15 protein-coding genes and 1 tRNA gene are annotated in these 17,988 nt (G+C 47.6%); 5 read left to right on the top strand and 11 right to left on the bottom strand.

Going from position 1 to position 17,988, the window contains the following annotated elements:
• Window positions 1-236: 236 nt before the first annotated feature.
• The gene (locus DWX84_RS19375) at window positions 237-461 is read left to right on the top strand and encodes a hypothetical protein (protein WP_005865070.1); all 225 of its coding nucleotides are present in this window, start codon (window positions 237-239) and stop codon (window positions 459-461) included.
• A gap of 240 nt (window positions 462-701) precedes the next feature.
• Here DWX84_RS19375 and DWX84_RS19370 read toward each other — a convergent pair whose 3' ends face one another.
• The 7 genes from DWX84_RS19370 to mltG form a co-directional block, all read right to left on the bottom strand.
• Entirely contained in the window at window positions 702-2,432 is a 1,731-nt protein-coding gene (locus tag DWX84_RS19370) for a bifunctional UDP-sugar hydrolase/5'-nucleotidase (protein ID WP_048928660.1), read from the bottom strand.
• Window positions 2,433-2,450: 18 nt separating this feature from the next.
• Window positions 2,451-4,877, bottom strand: a complete 2,427-nt coding sequence (locus DWX84_RS19365) for an alpha-L-rhamnosidase N-terminal domain-containing protein (RefSeq protein ID WP_121961358.1) — start codon at window positions 4,875-4,877, stop codon at window positions 2,451-2,453.
• Between the two features lie 121 nt (window positions 4,878-4,998).
• Complete coding sequence (locus tag DWX84_RS19360; protein WP_005865064.1) at window positions 4,999-5,787, bottom strand: 4Fe-4S binding protein; 789 nt, start codon at window positions 5,785-5,787, stop codon at window positions 4,999-5,001.
• A 5-nt stretch (window positions 5,788-5,792) separates the two neighbouring features.
• Complete coding sequence (locus DWX84_RS19355) at window positions 5,793-6,302, bottom strand: TlpA disulfide reductase family protein (RefSeq protein ID WP_008778142.1); 510 nt, start codon at window positions 6,300-6,302, stop codon at window positions 5,793-5,795.
• 255 nt (window positions 6,303-6,557) lie between these two features.
• Entirely contained in the window at window positions 6,558-7,139 is a 582-nt protein-coding gene (locus tag DWX84_RS19350; RefSeq protein WP_005865060.1) for an indolepyruvate oxidoreductase subunit beta, read from the bottom strand.
• Window positions 7,136-8,737 carry a thiamine pyrophosphate-dependent enzyme gene (locus DWX84_RS19345; protein WP_008780255.1) on the bottom strand — a complete coding sequence of 534 codons (1,602 nt, stop codon included), beginning with the start codon at window positions 8,735-8,737 and terminating at the stop codon, window positions 7,136-7,138. The genes DWX84_RS19350 and DWX84_RS19345 overlap by 4 nt, the downstream gene beginning before the upstream one ends.
• A gap of 104 nt (window positions 8,738-8,841) precedes the next feature.
• Complete coding sequence (gene mltG, locus DWX84_RS19340; protein ID WP_036618006.1) at window positions 8,842-9,891, bottom strand: endolytic transglycosylase MltG; 1,050 nt, start codon at window positions 9,889-9,891, stop codon at window positions 8,842-8,844.
• 139 nt (window positions 9,892-10,030) lie between these two features.
• On the opposite strand from mltG, the gene DWX84_RS19335 reads away from it, so the two are divergent.
• Together DWX84_RS19335 and DWX84_RS19330 are read left to right on the top strand one after the other, a co-directional pair.
• Window positions 10,031-10,117, top strand: a tRNA-Ser gene (locus tag DWX84_RS19335).
• A gap of 139 nt (window positions 10,118-10,256) precedes the next feature.
• Entirely contained in the window at window positions 10,257-10,871 is a 615-nt protein-coding gene (locus DWX84_RS19330; protein WP_008773311.1) for a recombinase family protein, read from the top strand.
• A gap of 88 nt (window positions 10,872-10,959) precedes the next feature.
• On the opposite strand, the gene DWX84_RS19325 is transcribed toward DWX84_RS19330, so the two are convergent.
• From DWX84_RS19325 to hypF, 4 genes are all read right to left on the bottom strand, one after another.
• Window positions 10,960-13,020 carry an acetate--CoA ligase family protein gene (locus DWX84_RS19325; protein ID WP_005855031.1) on the bottom strand — a complete coding sequence of 687 codons (2,061 nt, stop codon included), beginning with the start codon at window positions 13,018-13,020 and terminating at the stop codon, window positions 10,960-10,962.
• A gap of 79 nt (window positions 13,021-13,099) precedes the next feature.
• Window positions 13,100-13,852 (bottom strand): hydrogenase nickel incorporation protein HypB, encoded by a 753-nt coding sequence (gene hypB, locus DWX84_RS19320; RefSeq protein WP_048928658.1) that lies wholly within the window; start codon window positions 13,850-13,852, stop codon window positions 13,100-13,102.
• A gap of 29 nt (window positions 13,853-13,881) precedes the next feature.
• The gene (gene hypA, locus DWX84_RS19315) at window positions 13,882-14,229 is read right to left on the bottom strand and encodes a hydrogenase maturation nickel metallochaperone HypA (protein WP_048928657.1); all 348 of its coding nucleotides are present in this window, start codon (window positions 14,227-14,229) and stop codon (window positions 13,882-13,884) included.
• Between the two features lie 12 nt (window positions 14,230-14,241).
• On the bottom strand, window positions 14,242-16,524 hold the full coding sequence (hypF, locus tag DWX84_RS19310) for a carbamoyltransferase HypF (protein WP_122297677.1): 2,283 nt from the start codon (window positions 16,522-16,524) through the stop codon (window positions 14,242-14,244).
• 159 nt (window positions 16,525-16,683) lie between these two features.
• Here hypF and DWX84_RS19305 point away from each other — a divergent pair, with 159 nt between their 5' ends.
• The gene (locus DWX84_RS19305) at window positions 16,684-16,917 is read left to right on the top strand and encodes a HypC/HybG/HupF family hydrogenase formation chaperone (protein ID WP_005865048.1); all 234 of its coding nucleotides are present in this window, start codon (window positions 16,684-16,686) and stop codon (window positions 16,915-16,917) included.
• On the top strand, window positions 16,905-17,984 hold the full coding sequence (gene hypD / locus DWX84_RS19300; RefSeq protein ID WP_048928655.1) for a hydrogenase formation protein HypD: 1,080 nt from the start codon (window positions 16,905-16,907) through the stop codon (window positions 17,982-17,984). Before DWX84_RS19305 ends, hypD begins: the two co-directional genes overlap by 13 nt.
• Window positions 17,985-17,988: the final 4 nt, after the last annotated feature.

Below are 17,988 nucleotides of genomic sequence, written 5' to 3'. Positions count from 1 at the left end.
GGTGCAAAAGTAGTGCTATAAAACATAACCTCCAAACTTTTCCGGTATTATTTTTCAAGTTTTTTTCACGAGGGGGATCGCGTACATTAATAATACGTCGATATCCATTCTCGGCTCACGTGGCCCACCACGTGCACTTAAAACAAGTGCTCCACGAGTACATTTGCACGTATGAAAACGACAAAAACGATCTTGGCCCCGATAGGAAATCACACAGAAAAAACGGCTTTTAGCTCATGAAATCATGCGAAATGCACTTGGTTTTAGTGCTTTCGGATCACGTAAACGTGGGTAAGGACCCATTATATCGCCCCCCAAAGACCCAAAAAGCCGAAGAGGGAAGAACCACACAAACAACTGTATATCCACATGTTAAGGCATCAGGAAAATTCCCCGGCAAAAATCCTAGGGCGCAAAAGGCGCATCTTTACGCTTTCAAAGAAACATTTTTAGAAAAATAATATTTACATCACTCTACAGACAAGAGGGGTATAAACGTTATTTACAGAAAAAGTTTTAGAAACATACGTAAAGATGCGCCCCTTGCGCCCTAACCTATCAGCAACATCCCTAATACGGGATACAAAAAAGTCAATGGGACACGGCCGTAAAGTCATTGAGAAACCATCTCTATTCCATTGACTTTACCACCGTTTCCCATTGAGATACTATCGCAAACCAGACACTTCAAGGACGGAAACTCATTCCCCGAAAAGAAACTTACAATCCCGTTCGGCCGCCGGTCTCGTCCAATCCTGCGGGATCATTTGCCATTGGTTTAAAGGTTGTGGGCTAAGTACGCCCTTTTCCTTTATATATTGAATCATATAATAACGGAGGTCTTTATCGGTCGAATGAATGATACGACTCTTTAACTCGTCTTGGGGAATACCGGCCCCTTTCGTCAATAACTCACCTCCTCCATTACCTCGGTAAGAGTTGAGAGCTACTTTATACGTTTTATTCTCGTCGAAGGGCCTGTTATCCGCCATTTTCAAGATCGTAATCTTCTCACCCTCTGGTTTCGTTACATCCACGGTGTAAATGATACCAGCTGCGGAGTCAAAGTTAAAACTGAAGTTGACGAATGAGACATAATTCTCCTGTCCTTTCTTTCTCTCTTTCAATAATAAGACATGATCGTCCGGAGATTTCATCCGGTTGGTCCACATAGCGTATGATTCCTCCAAGAAACCTTTGATCTCGGCTCCCGTCAAATTCATCGTATAAAGCATATTCTCATATTTGTAAAGACTGAACATATCGCTGATCGTGATATCCCCTTTATCTATTTTTGCGTCAAAGGATAACGGGGCGGCAAAAGAGACGTCCGCACCAGTCAACTCCAATTGTAAAGAGTGAATAAAATCAATAAAAGCGGATGGCCCAAAGTAAGCGGGACGGGTCGCGATACTCTCCGTAAAAGTTCCCACCTTCTCGGAGACAAAATCATTCACCGCTTTGTATTGCGGAGCGAATTTCTCCATAAACTCCTCGCTAGGCTCCAACTTATCCACATCCGTCAAAACACCCGATACTTGTTTATCCAAAACCTTTCCATGCTCCATCTTTAACACGACATCAACGGAACCGACTACACGCCCATTACTTGCCGGATTTATCAGTAACACGGAATCTCCCTCGATATTCGCCACCTTACCACAATACCGGCGATGATCATGCCCCATCATAACCACATCGAAGCCCGGAATGCGCTGGGCAACCTCCATCGACGCATCCTCACGGTACTGGCCGGACATGGTACGAGCCTCATTTCCCGCATGAAAGATACCTACCACAACATCCGGTTTCTCCTTCTCCTGAATGATCTTCATCCATTTACGGGCCGTCTCTTCCATATCGGCGAAATAAAGACCTTGCCACAGAGTCTCCGGCAACCATACAGGAATGGCCGGAGTAATCATCCCCAGTACAACGATCTTCACACCATCACGCTCAAATACCTCATAGGGCTTTAAATAGTTCTCCCGGTCGGAGGTACGGATAATATTGGCACCCAAGATAGGGAAATCACATTGTTTGATCCAACGATCGAAAACGGCATGGCCAGCCTCTACATCATGGTTACCCATATTTCCCGCATTGTACCCCATATAATTCATCATGGCGGAAGCTATATGCGTAGAGACCGTATCCATGAAATTGTAATAATACGCCGAAGGTTGTCCTTGCAAGATATCGCCATTATCCAATAGCAAAAGGTTATCGCCATACGCCCGGCGTTCTTCTTGCACGAACGAATATACCCGTGCCAGACTTCCTCCCCACTCCCGCTGCTCGATAAAATTATACGGGAAGAAGTTTCCATGGATATCACTGGTTTCCACTAATTTCAACTTTACTTCCTTCGTTGTCGCCGACAGACCGAGAGCGACCAGCAGCAATAAGGCAATTGAATAAACTCGTCTCATATCAGGATTTTAGATAGATTAATGACGCGAAGATAACGAAATAACCTGTTCGCCCGGTTTCAACGGGATTTCTTTTCCATCCCAGATAAATATACCCGTAGTACCTTCCGGCAAGACCAAACGGGCGGTTCCCTCACCTCTCTCATCCAATTTATAAGCGGCGGTCACGCTTCCAAGCGGATGTGAGATCGTACCGGAAACCTCCTTCAGTTTTCCCAAAGACGGAGCGATCCGTATCTTCCTAAATCCGGGAGCATCGCTATCTATCCCCAACAAGATCCGGTAAAACTCGATATTCGGACTGGCTCCCCAAGCATGGCAATCAGAACGGGATGGCTCCGGCATCTCTGCCCATGTGGTCAATCCCAACGCCATCTGATCCCGCCATATTTGTAAGTTATCCAAGAACTGATCCCCTAAACCGGAAACTTTCAACGCTTGATTCAAGTAATAACGGAAATAGATCGTACACTGGATCAAGCTCGTATCCGCCAAGGTTTGGTTCATCACCTTTACGGCCTCCTCCCCTTTCGTAACCCCAGTCAAGATCGCCAAGGCGTTCACATGCTGGGAATAGCTGCGATGATCCTGCGTATCGGCGAATAGATTACGGGCAGCGTCCCAATATTTCGGGCGGATCGTCTTACGCATCTCGGTAGCGATCTTCCGGTAATGATCCGCCATGGCAGGGAGGCCGATCGCTTGTTCCATCTCCGCCGCAAACTCCAAGGTCATTATATACATCAAATCTTGGAGCGCCGAGTTTCCCTCTTTCTCCCGTATCGGCTCGCCATAATCAAAACCGGCCGCCCAATCCACGAAGAACCAATGAGGAACGTACGACAAACTATAATCCGGCTTCAACCATTGCTCGTACCACGACAAAACCTGACGGTAAGCGGGAAGCAAGGTCTTCATGTATGCCTCATCCCCACGGTACATCCAATAATCGTGCCCCATACAAATCCACCAGAGAGAGAACGAGGATATAAACTGATGTACGCTAGACGGATATCGGCTCATCGTAATCCCTTCCGCCACCATGGACTGCCGTCCTTGCTCTATGGCATTCTTCACCATATAAGGGTCTGATGTATTATACATGGAAATCATTGCCTGTATGCGTGTATCCCCGAAATATTGCAGTTGCTCGTAATACGGGCAGTCCATATACGTCTCATTGGCGCACAGACGGGCGGTACGCCATCCTATCTCGAGCATACGGCCCAGCTCCTCATGTCCCGGAGCGGAGAAAGTGGTCTCGTTACGGAAAGGATAGGCAGAGAAAGTCCCATACATATCCTCGATCACCAAAGGCTCGGAAGCCGTCTTCACTTTCAACTCCACATATCTCCATGTACGCCACCACAGGGAGGTGAAGAGACGATTATCTCCCCCATCAGCCAGTATCTTATCCCCGTACCCGATAAACTGCTTATCCGTCAACTCGTCCCGATGTCCCTTGCCATTCAACGCATACGATTTAGTGGTCGATTCCTCTTCTTGCTTATAGAGGGCTTCCGAATAACCGATATGGATCTCGGCCTCCTTTCCTTTGCTGAAGGCTAAGGAGAAATAACCCGTCGTCAGGTAATCATTATCCAGAAGCAAGCGGACCTCCGTATTCGCCGGGATCGTCAAAGCTTTTGGCCAGTAAGGAAATCCTTGCGGGCATTCGATCCCTTCCGACCGGCGGAGCTTGGCCAGACGCTCGATCCGGCTGTCCATCGGAGGTATCGGGCTAGGAACCAGCAACCGTCCCGGGTAATCTCTCGATCCTTTCGTGGCACCCTCCATGCCCCGTACGGCCTTCTCCCATTTCCTGTCGTCGTAATCCGGTTGTTCCCAGCCCCAAGGATAAGCGGAGGCTTCCAGTTCCTCGCCCGGGCCAGCCACGTAATACCCCAATACCTGCCATTCGGTCCAAGGAGCATACGCCTTATTACGCAGGCAGACCCAAGTGGTATCCGTATTTACCACCGCCTCATGCCCCGTATTGCCTTGCAGGATAAAACCCGTCTGATCGTAACTGATCTGGGCGACAGGTTTCCGCTCGGCATAATTCCAGACAACGGAGGCCAGCGTATTCTTCCCTTTCTTCAGATAAGGAGCCAGATCCACCGTCTCGAAACTCCAGTTATAGATATCCCCACGGGCCGGGCCCAAGGATACCAATTTCCCGTTTACATATAATTTATACCGGTTATCGGCGGAAACATGGACGATAAACCGGGAAGGAACCACCTCCAGATCGAACGATTTACGAAAATGATAGACCCCATATACATTCGGGGCCTCACCCGGGTAGGAGATCCAACGGGCTTTCCATCGTCCCTCGAAAAGAGAAGGATCGATCTTCTCCTGATTATACCCTTTCAGGCTAATCTGGGAGGAAAGGGAGAAGGCTTGAAACACAAAAAGCAAAAGGAATAAATAGGTTTTCATACAAACACGGTATTATTTGAGATTAACGATCCGAACAAAGGTACAAAAAAAGAGAAAGCGCCAAAAGAACTTTTGCCTTTTGACGCTTTCCCTCACAATATACCGGATGCCCGGTCCTCCATTAGAAGAATATCTCCGGCTCCCTGCGCGCGCTAAAGTTCTTATGGAGCATCGCCGTGTAAGGAGTATCGAAAGTACGTGCGCCCTCGGGACACTCTTTCACGCAGGCGCAACATTTGATACATAGGTTCGGGTCGCTATACATACCCTCGTCTGCCAAGGATATCGCATGCGTAGGACACACATCCACGCAATACTCACATTGCGTACATAAATCGTTATCCGTAACAGGAGCTTGAGGAGTGGAAGGGCCTTTCACCCGATACGGGAAATTACCTTTCACCTCCAAGGCGGACAAGCATTCCACGCAGGAAACCTTCTCCAGCTCCTCGATAATCTTTTTCCCGAATTCCGTAGCCTGATTAAGATCCGACTCGTCCGGACGCCCCTCGGCAATGGGCATCCCCTTGCGGCTGAAAGAATGCTCGCCGATAAACGCTCCGGCAGCCACAGGTACGAACCCCTGCTCCGACACTAAATCACAGAGCTCTTTCAAGGCATCCTCATAATCCCGGTTCCCATACAGTACCACGGGGACTACCGGCGCATGGTGGGCAGAACGGAACATGCGAAAACGTTCCATGGCAGTCTCCGCCACACGGCCACCGTATACAGGAGCGGCTATAATCGTCAGCTCATCATCAATATACTCTTCCATATCCAGACTCTCACAAGTGACATCAGACTCGGACATCGAAGTGGCACCCATTCCTTCCGCTATCGCGTAAACGATCTTGGCGGACGTGTGTGTCGGAGAAAAATAAATTAAATGTATGTTACTATATTTCATGATTCTTATTTTAACGCACCCTCTATTTTAGTCATTAACTCAGCAAATTCCTCATCGGTATAGCCTTTGCTCGTATAAATGATCTTCCCGTCTTTTCCGACCAAATAGCCACGAGGGATCAAGTTCTTGGCGAAAGCGCCGAAAATAGCCCGGTCCTTATCGGGATACAAAGGAAAATCGAAGCCTTTTTTCTCGTTATATTTCTGTAGATCGGCATCGGAATGCTCACGCCCGATCACCAAGAGAACGAAGTCCTTGTTGTTCTTGTATTTCGGCCAGAGGGTTTGTTGGACAGCGGCCAATTCTTTTTGGCAGGGAGGACACCAAGTGGCGAAGAAATTCACGAGGATCACTTTTCCCTTTAACGAAGCGGACTGCAACTTACTCCCGTTGTCGGAAACAATCGTAAATGACGGCATGGTATCACCGACCTTCACGATATCGGAATTATCCTCCTGAGCTTTGCCTACGAAAGCCAATAACGCTAGTAAACTAGCCAATAAATACTTCTTCATAACCTTAATCATTTCTCGTTTAGGATTCAGCGACAAAGATACATTAAAATTCTCATCAAACCGCATAATTCTAAGGCTTACGAAAGTTCTACGATGCCGTACCTACCCCTCGACAGTGCCTACGGAGTTTTTTTGATGCCGTACCTACCCCTCGACAGCTCTTCTAAAAGTTCTAGGGGGTTAGATGTTAAAAAAAACGTACGTGAAACCCGGAGATGTCACGTACGCTGATACCATGCAAACCCGGAGAAAGATTTACCGCAAACTTTGCGCTAAGTCATAACCGGCTTTCAATGCCTTTAGGTTCATATTAACTATATCCTCGCCCTTACGACCGAATATCTGACGGATTCCCGCCTCGATCTTATCATACTCGATCCCGATAAATGGGGTAGCTGCACCCAACATCACGATATTGGCGGCACGGACAGAACCCGCTTCCTTGGCGATCTCCTCCACGTCCAATACGACCTTGTGAGGGAGCTTGTCCAACTCGGCGTTCACTTTCTCGATCTCCGGATAGTTCGGGATGTTCACGAATGGACGGGAGTTCGTCACCAGCCAACCCTCTTTCTTCAGGTAAGGCAGATAACGCAAGCTCTCCATCGGTTCCAAGGAGATGATCAAATCGGCGTGGCCCTTCGGGATCAAGTCCGAGGCGATCGGCTCGTCGGAAAGACGCAGGTTAGACTGCACGTCTCCACCCCGTTGACTCATACCGTGTACTTCCGCTTGCTTCATATACAGACCTTCTTTTAAGGCGGCTTCTCCAATAACGGCGGCGATAGAAAGGATACCCTGTCCTCCTACACCTGATAGTATAATATCTGTTTTCATTTCTTGCTTGCTTTTTTCTTTCTGGTTAATGTCTGGATACACTCACGGCGGGGGATCAATACGGATACGCCCTTGTACTCGATTTCCTCACGGATGATAGACTTCATCTCCTCGAAGTTCTTTTTTAAAGGAACCATCACACGGATGTGAGCCGGGTCCACACCGATACCGGCGCAGATAGACTCCAGACGTCCTGTTCCGGCGGAATCCTGCCCTCCGGTCATGGCCGTTGTCTCATTATCGGAGATAACGATGGTGATATTCGTGTTCTCGTTCACGCAATCCAGCAAACCAGTCATACCGGAATGGGTAAACGTAGAATCGCCGATCACGGAGATAGCCGGGAATACACCCGCGTCGGAAGCGCCCTTCGCCATCGTGATGGAGGCGCCCATATCGATACAAGAATCGATCGCACGGAAAGGAGGCAAAGCTCCCAAGGTATAACAGCCGATATCGCCAAACACCTTAGCCGTACCGTTATACTCGGCGATCACCTCGTTCAAGGCCTCATACATATCCCGGTGTCCACAACCTTGGCACAATGCGGGCGGACGTTGCTCAACCACCTCGGGGATCGCGTAATAGCTCTGGATCTCCTTACCCAAAGCTTTGCCTACCGCATCTGGCGTAAGCTCGCCGTCACGCTGAAGCGTACCGTCCAGACGGCCATGAACCGTCACGCCTTTCGCCAAGAAACCTTTTAATTGCTCTTCAACGACCGGATATCCCTCTTCCAACACCAAGATCTCCTTACACTCGCCAACGATCTTCTCCACTTGCTTTCTCGGAAGCGGATACTGGGAGATCTTCAATACGGGATGCTCGAAACCGTCCGGATAATTCTCGGAAAGATAATTGAAAGCGATACCCGTCGTGATGATACCCAAGTCTTTATTTGGGGCATCGAAATACTTATTATACGCGGAATTCTCGGAAGCTTCCGTGAAAGCCTCTTGAGACGCCAGCAAACTCTTGAAACGTTTACGAGCCAATGCCGGGAGTAAGATAAAACGTTGACGACCGTCTTCCGGACAATTCATCCGGTTCTCCGGCTTCAACGGGCTGGTTACGACACCGGCACGAGAATGCGCCATACGGGTCGTTACACGCAGCAAGATAGGATACCCTAATTTCTCGGATAACTCGAATCCATGATATACCATATCATAAGCCTCTTGCTGGCTGGATGGCTCAAACATCGGGATCATGGCGAAATTGCCATAAATACGGTTGTCTTGCTCATTCTGGGAAGAGTGCATGGATGGGTCGTCGGCCGTAAGGATGATCATACCTCCGTTGATACCGCTCATAGCGGCGTTCATAAAGCAATCGGCGGCTACATTCAAACCCACGTGCTTCATGCAGCAAAGCGCACGTTTACCGGCATAGCACATACCCAAAGCGGCTTCCATGGCGGTTTTCTCATTCGCGCTCCAGCGACAATGGATACCTCTTTCCTTCGTTACCGGAGAACCTTGGATATATTCTGTGATTTCAGTAGAAGGGGTTCCCGGGTATGCGTATACCCCGGAGATTCCAGCGTCTATAGCGGCTTGCGCTATGGCCTCGTCCCCCAAAAATAAATGTTTTTCCATGTGTATCTGTTTTCTTAATATTGACTATTCACACTATTTAGCCGCCAAAGGTAATGAAAAATGTTCAATTTAGAATGAGAGACTTATGATTTATACTAGATCCATTACCGTATCCGGCGCCTATTCAACTCCGCCCGATACCGGTTGGCATTACGGTTATGCTCCGCCAACGTCACGGCGAAATTATGCCGTCCCGAGAAATCCTCCTTAGCGCACATGTATAAGTATTTATGTTTCGTATGATTCAATACGCTATTCAAGCCCTTGATAGTAGGAATCCGTAGAGGACCGGGAGGCAGGCCCGCATATTTATAGGTATTATAGGGAGAATCTATTTCCAAATGCTCAAATAAGATACGTTGCAAAGAAAAATCCCCCACCGCGAACTTTACGGTAGGGTCTGCCTGTAAAGGAATACCAGCATGAAGGCGGTTGATATAAAGGCCCGCCACGATTGGATATTCGTCCGATGCCGCCGTCTCCTCTTCTACGATAGAAGCCAAGATAGATACCTCGACTGGAGTAAGCCTGATCTCCTCTGCCTTTTTCAATCGTTCCGGTGTCCAGAAAGCGTCATATTCACGCTTCATGCGACGTATAAATTTATCCGCGGATATATTCCAATAAATCTCATAGGTATTAGGAATGAAGAGGGCATCGATCGTTTCCGGGGTAAAACCTAAAGAGTCGCAATACACAGAATCATTCAATAGACGCAGGAGATTTTCCTTCCCGAACATCAATTGATCACTTATACGTTCCGCCAAATCTTCCTTGAAACGGATATTATTAAAAGTAACCCGGGCCGCTACTTGATGTCCTCTCCGCAAATCATTCAATAAGGTTAAATTACTCATGCCGGGCTTCACGGCGTATCGACCGGTACGCATGGACGCAGGATACTTCAACAATCCACTCAATTGCTTAAAGCTACCGATACGGAGACAGTTCGCCGAATCCCTCAACTGCCGGCAAAGATCATCAAAATCCTTTTTATCATCTATATAGACATAGACCGTCTTATCCGGCTTAAAATTCGGAGCCCAAGCCAAACGGTACACCCAAAAGCCTCCACCACCTATCAAAACAACGAGAATCGCTATCAAGGCGATAACTATCGGACGCCTCGATAAAATTTGTTTGTTCAAATCCATGAATAATCTATTGAATATCAGAATAAGGCACAAAAGTAGTATCTTTTTTCGAAAAAAATGATGTGCAAAGCCTTGTTTATTTAAAATTATAGTTCTACCTTTGCATCGCAATTCTAAGGAAGAAGCACAGAACACACAAGGAAGTGTGGGTGAGTGGCTGAAACCACCAGTTTGCTAAACTGACGTACTCGTAAGGGTACCGGGGGTTCGAATCCCCCCGCTTCCGCAAAGAGCCAACTAATAAATTTATTAGTTGGTTTTTTTGTTTTTAAGCCAACCGAATTAAAGTGTTTCATATATTTGTCATATTTGAACTTATCGTAAGTCGATCTGTTATTAAAAGGAGATAATTAAATATATACATTATGACAATTGCTTTTATCCGAACATATAATAATAAGCAAAACTCCGAGGTCCAAGAAGCTGTGATCCGGGAATTTGCCGAATCTCAGAAGATAGAGATCGGGAAGTGGGCTAAAGAGGTGGGAAATAGTCCTCGTGCGAACCGCAGACTGGAAAGTATTGTCAAATCTTTAAGTCCCGGGGATGAGATACTTGTGTCCGATATATCCCGTGTGAGCCGTAAGATGATCGAGATCATCCATATCATTTTGCTTTGTATAGAGCGAAAGGTAACGCTTCGTAGCGTAAGCGACGGATATGTGTTCGAGGATAATATCGACAGTAAGACTTTGGCCTTTACCTTCGGTCTGGTCTCCGAGATCGAGCGAAAGCTGGTCTCTATCCGTACGAAGGAAGCCCTTGCCTTGATCAGAAGTAAAGGTGTGGTGCTGGGCCGTCCGAAAGGTAGTCAACAAATGGGACGCTTGGAGCCTTATAAGGAACAAATCGAGAAAGACTTGAAAGACCCGAGCTTGACTTACGCCCAGATAGCGGAGAAATACAATGTATCGCTAAGTAGCTTCAAACGCTTTCTGAAAGAGTATCTTCCCGATAAGAAAAAGAAGAAGAAGAAATAATGATTCAATGTGCCAATATGCCAATGAAATACCAGAAGTGGATAATTTAGATATTAGCATATTCGCATATTGGCACATTGAATCATTATTATTTCTCTATACGGATACGGGCGTCTACAGCGAACAAGCCTCTATCCGTAGCCACCAACGGATTTATATCCATTTCCTTTATCTCGCTGGCAAAACGCAATAAAGTAGAGAGGCGAACGATAATGTCCGCATATTGTTGCTCGTCGATGCCCTTTTGCCCACGCGTACCTTTAATGATCGGATACCCTCTCAAAGAACGAATCATTGAATAAGTCTCATCATATGATAACGGTGCCAAACCATAAGACACATCCTTCAATACCTCCACGAAGATTCCACCCAACCCGCAAAGTACCACATGGCCGAAACGATCCTCATATTTAGCTCCCAAGAATAATTCCTGTCCTTTCAACATCGGTTGTACCATGATGCCCGTAACACCCGGCAGACGCATCATACGTTCATACTCGAACAATAAATGCTCTTCTCCACGGATATTCAAGGCCACACCACCGATATCGCTCTTATGCACAGGCCCTACAACCTTGGCTACCACCGGATATTTCACCTTCTTGGCAAAAGCCAGCAACGCATCCCTATCATCCGAAGCATATTCCTCCACTAACGGGATATTAGCGGCACGCAACAATGTACGCACTTCCTCCGGATTTAAATAACCGCTACCCGGCAACCGATCTATGATACGACGAACTTCCGGTACATCCACGCCATATAGCTGGATATCCGTGCTCATCGGTTTCGGCGTATTGATCACCCGTGAAAGGGCAGTACCCAATGTCACCTCGTCCGAGAAGTTCACATGGCCTTTCTTGACAAAGCTCTTCACTTCCGGTCCGGCCGTTACGATAGACGGTAATATCGGGAAGATCGGCTTCTTGCACTCTTCCATCTTTTTATGAAGTACCTCGTAGGTATCATAAAGTTTTACCAAACCGGGACTACCGAAGATGACCATCATCAAATCCACATTATCGAAACGATTCTCACAGAAATCGATGGCTGTAGCCAAATGTTCCGGTGTCCCCGTACCGATAATATCAATCGGATTACCGACAGCGGCACCCGGATACAGTTTGGATTTCAACTCATCAGCGATAGGGCCTTCCAAACTAGGAACATTCAAACGCCCCTTGGATAAAGCGTCCGCCAGCATTACCGCAGGCCCTCCGGCATGTGTCACGATCGCACAATTCTTCCCTTTCACGTCTTTCAAGGTAAAGATACTCGCCACGGTAGTCAATTCCTCACGGCTAAAACAACGCACGATACCCGCCTTACGGAACAAAGCCTCCACGGCAGAGTCCGAACTAGCGATAGCGCCCGTATGCGAAGAGGCAGCTCGCTTTCCCGACTCCGTACTTCCCGCCTTGATAGCGGCGATCTTGCATCCCTTACGTATCAAGGAAGACGCATGATACAACAATTTATCCGGTTGCTTGATTTGCTCGATATACAACATCTTGATCTTGGAATCCAATACCGGATCAAAGTTCCGATCCATATATTCAAGGATATCCTCTACTCCATTCTGCTTGGAGTTTCCAACCGACCAAACAGAAGAGAAACGCAGCCCTTTTGTCAGCGCCGACTCGATAATGAACAAGGCCGTACCGCCGGAGCTAGAGATGAAATCCACGCCATCGGGATGGAATTCCGGTATCGGTTGCGTAAACACGCCATGATAATTCATATTCATCAACCCGATACAGTTCGGGCCGATCAAGGAAGCTCCCGCCTCATTCACGACATCCAGCATCTGTTGTTCCAAGATACCGCCTTCGTGTGTCTCCTCGCCGAAACCGGCTGAGATCACGATAAAAGCTTTTACCCCCTTTTGCCGGGCCAGCACTTCCATCACCTCGGGGCACGATTTACTCGGAATCGAGATGATCGCCAACTCCGTCTCCGGGATATCATGTACAGAAGGATAAGACTTGACGCCTTGCACGTCTGTCTCCTTGGCGTTTACCACACATAATTCTCCTTTATATTTTCCATCCAACAGGTTTCGCACGATACGACCGCCCGGTTTATGTACGTTGTTGGAACCTCCCACCACTACGATGCTTTGAGGATTAATCAATTCTCGGTTAATCATAACATTTTGATTAGTTAGATTCAATGAATGGGAGCAAATATAGTTTTTTTCTCCATTTATTCATTAAAACCCGTGGTATTTATTTACACTTTGCACTCTCTGTCTGCAACCAGTCACACCATGCATCCATCCCGTCTCCTTTCGTGGCGGATACCTCGAATATCTGGAGATGGTGATTTACCTTCAAGGCGTTTTCCCGAAGCACTTCCACTTTTGTATTCAGATAAGGAGCCAGATCAATCTTGTTGATTACGCAGATATCTGCCTCCTGAAAGATATGTGGGTATTTCAACGGTTTATCATCTCCCTCCGTCGTACTCACGATAACGACTTTCTTGGACTCTCCGAGATCGAACATGGCCGGACAGACCAGATTGCCGACATTCTCTATAAAAAGGATCGCTCCCTCCTTCGGATTCAGATGCTTAACGGCATGATTGACCATGTCGGCTTCCAAATGACAGCCGGTACCGGTATTTACCTGAAACACGGGAATCTCCAACGCCGCTATACGGTCGGCATCGTTTGAGGTTTGTTGATCGCCTTCTATCACATAGATCGGTCGCTTCGCTTTCAAACGGCGGATCGTCTCTTCCAGCAAAGTTGTCTTACCGGATCCGGGCGAACTCATCAAGTTCAGGCAGAACAGGTTCTTAGCCTCGAAATATCCCCGGTTTCGCTCCGCCAATAAGTTGTTACGTTGAAGTATATCTTGTTCCAGATTGATTACGATCCCTTCATCAGGATGGTGATGATGTTCATGGCCATGAGAATGCTCATGCGCATGATCGTGATGGTGATGATGCTCTCCGCATCCGCAAGTTCCGCACATAGTATTTAAGTTTTTATTTCATTAATATATCATTCCTTTTTAATAACAATCGACTTCACCCGAAGTTCCTTCCCTTTAAGGATTTTAACTAAATAGGAGCCACAATGGGGACAAGGGGAAAACAAGGCGTTCATTGGGAAAATGGTCTCACAGTCGCTACACTGTCCTTCCCCCTCAATATAATGACGGATAATCCGGGCCTTTTCCAGCTTGCTACCTTTTATGGCGCTATCCAATGCGAACGCTAAGGTTTGGATCTCTACGCCGGACAAATGTCCTATCTCTAACTCCAACTCTTCGACCACCGAGGCTCCCCGGTTATCCGCTTGTTCCTCGACCAGCTCCACGATGCTACGGGCTATAGACAACTCATGCATATCTGATCTCTTTTAAAAGGGAGTCACCGAGGCGATCGTTAATTGCCCCACGGCTATCCCCCCATCGTTACAAGGTATACGAGACGGAATATAGACGGGGACCCCAGCCATGATGAACTGTCTCCTCATCGACTCCGTCAATAATTTATTCTGGAAACATCCTCCCGAGATAACCACTTGTGTCGCTTTCGTCCGTTTAATCAACAAGCGGGCTTTCTGCACAAACAAGGAAGCCAATGTCGTATGGAAACGGGCGGATATCAAGCTCACCGGGACCTCGTTCGTCTTATCATGCAATAATGCCTCAAACAAAGAATAAAAAGAGATTTCCTCTCCCTCCGCCGAGACTGGATACGCATAAGCGTTCCTCTCTCCCATCGCCGCCTGCTCCAATAAGACCGGAGCCTCCGCTTGGTGGCTGGAGACATCGCAAATCCCCAATAAAGAAGCTACCGCATCAAACAGCCGGCCAGCGCTGGATGTATAGGGTGTATTCACACCTTTCTCCATCATTCGTTCAAGCATAGCGATCCTTTCCGTGCCTATGCGTTCCACGAAATCGGCCGGATAAGGAATACCCGACGGTTCGTCCTTGAAATAATGCCACAAATAGGCGACAACCATTCGCCATGGCTCCTCAGCCGCCTTGTCGCCTCCCGGTAACGGGACATACTCAAAATGGGAAAGGCGACGGTATTTCGCTCGGTCACAAAAGAAGAACTCGCCTCCCCAAACCTTACCATCATCACCCAGACCTGTCCCATCCATCACGATAGCGAGAACCGGCTCATTCAATCCATGCTCCAACATACAAGCAGCGGCATGAGCATGATGATGTTGTACCTTTAATAAAGGTAAGGAAAGAGATTTCGAGATACGTTCCGCCTCTTGGCTGGAAAGATAATCCGGATGCAGGTCACAAACCAATCGCTGGAGATTGAAACGAAACAAATGACGAAACCGCTCCATAGATTCCGTATAGAACCGGAAAGTCTCCCAGTTCTTTAAGTCGCCAATATATTGACTTTGCAGGATCGTCTCTCCTTTTCCCAAAGCGAACGTGTTCACTTTCTCCGCACCGAAAGCCATGATCCCTTCCACATTTGTATCCGTGAAAAAGGGTTCCGGCACATAGCCTCGGGAACGACGGATCAAGCAGGGTTGTCCTCCGCAGACCTGCAACACAGAATCATCTACCCGGTTATGGATCGGGCGATTATGATGCAAGAGGATCGCTACCTTTCCCGCTAATTGCGCCTCCGCATCCTCCGGGGTGATCGCTATTGGCAAATCGCTTAGATTCCCGCTGGTCATTACCAACGCAGGTATCCCTGTACGAGCAAACCAATCGTAATGAATCGGCATATAAGACAACATACATCCTAGCGTATGCATGCCCGGATTGATTCCGGAAGCTAACCGGCTCCGTTGCCTCAGCAGCACGATCGGACGGCGCCAAGAGACGAGGCATCGCTCCTCCATCGGTTCCGTAGCCGTATAGACCTGCAAATGTTCCAAATCACGGAACATAACAGCGAATGGTTTGGTATTCCGCTGCTTTATCTCTCGCAGACGGGCAACCGCTCTCTCGTTCGAGGCATCACAAATCAAATGATAGCCTCCGATTCCTTTAGCCGCAATAACCTCTCCACCAAGCAATAGACGAGAGGTAAGTTTCAATAAGGTCTCATAATCGATATAAGTCTCCTCGTTATAAGTCGCGTAATAAGTCGGGCCACAATGATTGCAAGCGACCGGTTGGGCATGGAAACGGCGATCGATAACATTCGTATATTCTTTCTCACAATCGGGACACATAAGGAAACCGCCCATCGTTGTCTGCGAACGGTCGTAAGGAAGGTCCCGGATAATAGAGAAACGAGGGCCACAATGCGTACAATTAATAAAAGGATATCCGATTCGATGGGGTTGCGTAGTCCGGTCTCGCATACAATCCGCACAAACAGCGATATCCGGGGAGACCTGCGTGACCTCATCCGATTCTGAATGGCTGGGCGTAATCGTAAAATCGTCAAAATCATCTTCATCCATTTCCGTAGATGTATAGGAGATCCGATGGATATAAGCGACACGAGGATGCTCGGTCCGTATACGACTTATCAGCAAATCCCGATCATCCGGAGTAGCGGCAACCAATATACGTACTCCATTATTCATATTCTCCACACAACCTTTCATCCCCAGATCTTTAGCGATCCGGTAGATAAAAGGGCGAAAACCAACCCCTTGAACCAAGCCTTGAATAATCAACGCATATACTTTATTCTTCGCCATAGCACAAATATACAAATAAATGTCTAATCAGACACGAATCGACTATCGTATTTACTAAAGAGATATTATCCATCATCTTATAAATAATATTTATCAATTTTATCTTTCCCTCTTAAACATATTAAGTATCTTTGAGGTTATTAAATAAATTGAAACGATATGTGTTTAGCGGTACCCGGAAAGATTATCTCAATCGATCGAAGCATCCCCGAAATGACCATGGCTAAAGTTGATTTCGGAGGCATCCTAAAGAATATATGTATTGAATGGGTGGATGTGAAACAGGGGGATTATATCCTCGCTCACGCAGGGATCGCTATATCTGTTGTAGATGAGAAAGAAGCGGAGGAAACACTGAAAGACCTTAAAGAATTACAAAAGTGCGTTTCGTAGACGAATATAGAAGCAACGAGAAGGTACAAACTCTTCTGGAGGCCATCCGCAAAAAGGTGACACGACCTTGGTATATCATGGAGATTTGTGGCGGGCAAACACATGCTATCGCCCGTTATCGGCTGGAAGAGATGTTGCCGCCGGATCTTCAACTGCTCCATGGGCCGGGTTGCCCGGTCTGTGTAACACCGGTCGAGACAATCGACTACGCCTTGAAGTTGGCGACACAGCCGAATGTGATCTTAGCCTCTTTCGGGGATATGATGCGAGTTCCGGGAAGTAAGGAGGATTTATTGAGCGTAAAAGCGAGAGGAGCGGATATCCGTATGCTATATACGCCCTTGGATGCCCTATCACTCGCCAAGGAGAACCCGGATAAGGAAATCGTATTCTTCGCGATTGGTTTTGAGACGACCGCACCTGTCCACCTCATGGCTTTGAAAGAGGCCATACGCCGAGGACTTCCGAACTTTTCCATATTGACTTCCTTATTCACGGTACCACCCGCTATCGAGACTATCTTATCAGATCCGGAAAGCAAAGTGAATGGCTTCCTGACAGCCGGACATGTCTGCGCCATCACAGGCAACAGGGCCTATCACCGATTAGCCGCCCACTATAAAATCCCGATGGTCGTCACCGGATTCGAGCCGGTAGATCTATTATATGGTATCTACCGCTGTGTCTCCCAGTTGGAAGCCGGAAGTTATGAGGTAGAGAACGCTTACAAACGGGCCGTTCCCGAGCAAGGGAATGCCGCCGCCCGCCAACTTATAGACGAGATGTTGGAACCTTGCGACCAAGACTGGCGGGGCATCGGAATCATCCCCTCCAGCGGGCTTCAACTTCGATCCGAATATAAAAGATATTCCTCCCGAATGAGATTTCAATTGTGTCCGGAAGAAAACCAGATCGCATCCGAATGCATCGCCGGTCTGATTATGAGAGGTTTGAGACAACCCTCGGACTGTCCCCATTTCGGGAAGGCCTGCCATCCCACCCATCCGCTGGGAGCCCCGATGGTCTCCTCGGAAGGGGTTTGTGCCGCTTATTATAGATATAAATAGAAAG

The sequence above is a fragment of the Parabacteroides sp. AF21-43 genome (genome assembly GCF_003635435.1).
In the GTDB taxonomy this organism is placed as follows: Bacteria; Bacteroidota; Bacteroidia; order Bacteroidales; family Tannerellaceae; genus Parabacteroides; species Parabacteroides distasonis.
This window is presented reverse-complemented; position numbering and strand designations above follow the sequence as displayed.

Coding starts and splice junctions, on each gene's coding strand:
- DWX84_RS19305 (WP_005865048.1), top strand. CDS start 16,684: ATGTGTTTAGCGGTACCCGGAAAGATTATCTCAATCGATCGAAGCATC.
- DWX84_RS19360 (WP_005865064.1), bottom strand. CDS start 5,787: ATGAAATATAGTAACATACATTTAATTTATTTTTCTCCGACACACACG.
- hypF (WP_122297677.1), bottom strand. CDS start 16,524: ATGGCGAAGAATAAAGTATATGCGTTGATTATTCAAGGCTTGGTTCAA.
- hypB (WP_048928658.1), bottom strand. CDS start 13,852: ATGTGCGGAACTTGCGGATGCGGAGAGCATCATCACCATCACGATCAT.
- DWX84_RS19365 (WP_121961358.1), bottom strand. CDS start 4,877: ATGAAAACCTATTTATTCCTTTTGCTTTTTGTGTTTCAAGCCTTCTCC.
- DWX84_RS19370 (WP_048928660.1), bottom strand. CDS start 2,432: ATGAGACGAGTTTATTCAATTGCCTTATTGCTGCTGGTCGCTCTCGGT.
- mltG (WP_036618006.1), bottom strand. CDS start 9,891: ATGGATTTGAACAAACAAATTTTATCGAGGCGTCCGATAGTTATCGCC.
- DWX84_RS19355 (WP_008778142.1), bottom strand. CDS start 6,302: ATGAAGAAGTATTTATTGGCTAGTTTACTAGCGTTATTGGCTTTCGTA.
- DWX84_RS19350 (WP_005865060.1), bottom strand. CDS start 7,139: ATGAAAACAGATATTATACTATCAGGTGTAGGAGGACAGGGTATCCTT.
- DWX84_RS19325 (WP_005855031.1), bottom strand. CDS start 13,020: ATGATTAACCGAGAATTGATTAATCCTCAAAGCATCGTAGTGGTGGGA.
- DWX84_RS19345 (WP_008780255.1), bottom strand. CDS start 8,737: ATGGAAAAACATTTATTTTTGGGGGACGAGGCCATAGCGCAAGCCGCT.
- DWX84_RS19330 (WP_008773311.1), top strand. CDS start 10,257: ATGACAATTGCTTTTATCCGAACATATAATAATAAGCAAAACTCCGAG.
- hypA (WP_048928657.1), bottom strand. CDS start 14,229: ATGCATGAGTTGTCTATAGCCCGTAGCATCGTGGAGCTGGTCGAGGAA.
- DWX84_RS19375 (WP_005865070.1), top strand. CDS start 237: ATGAAATCATGCGAAATGCACTTGGTTTTAGTGCTTTCGGATCACGTA.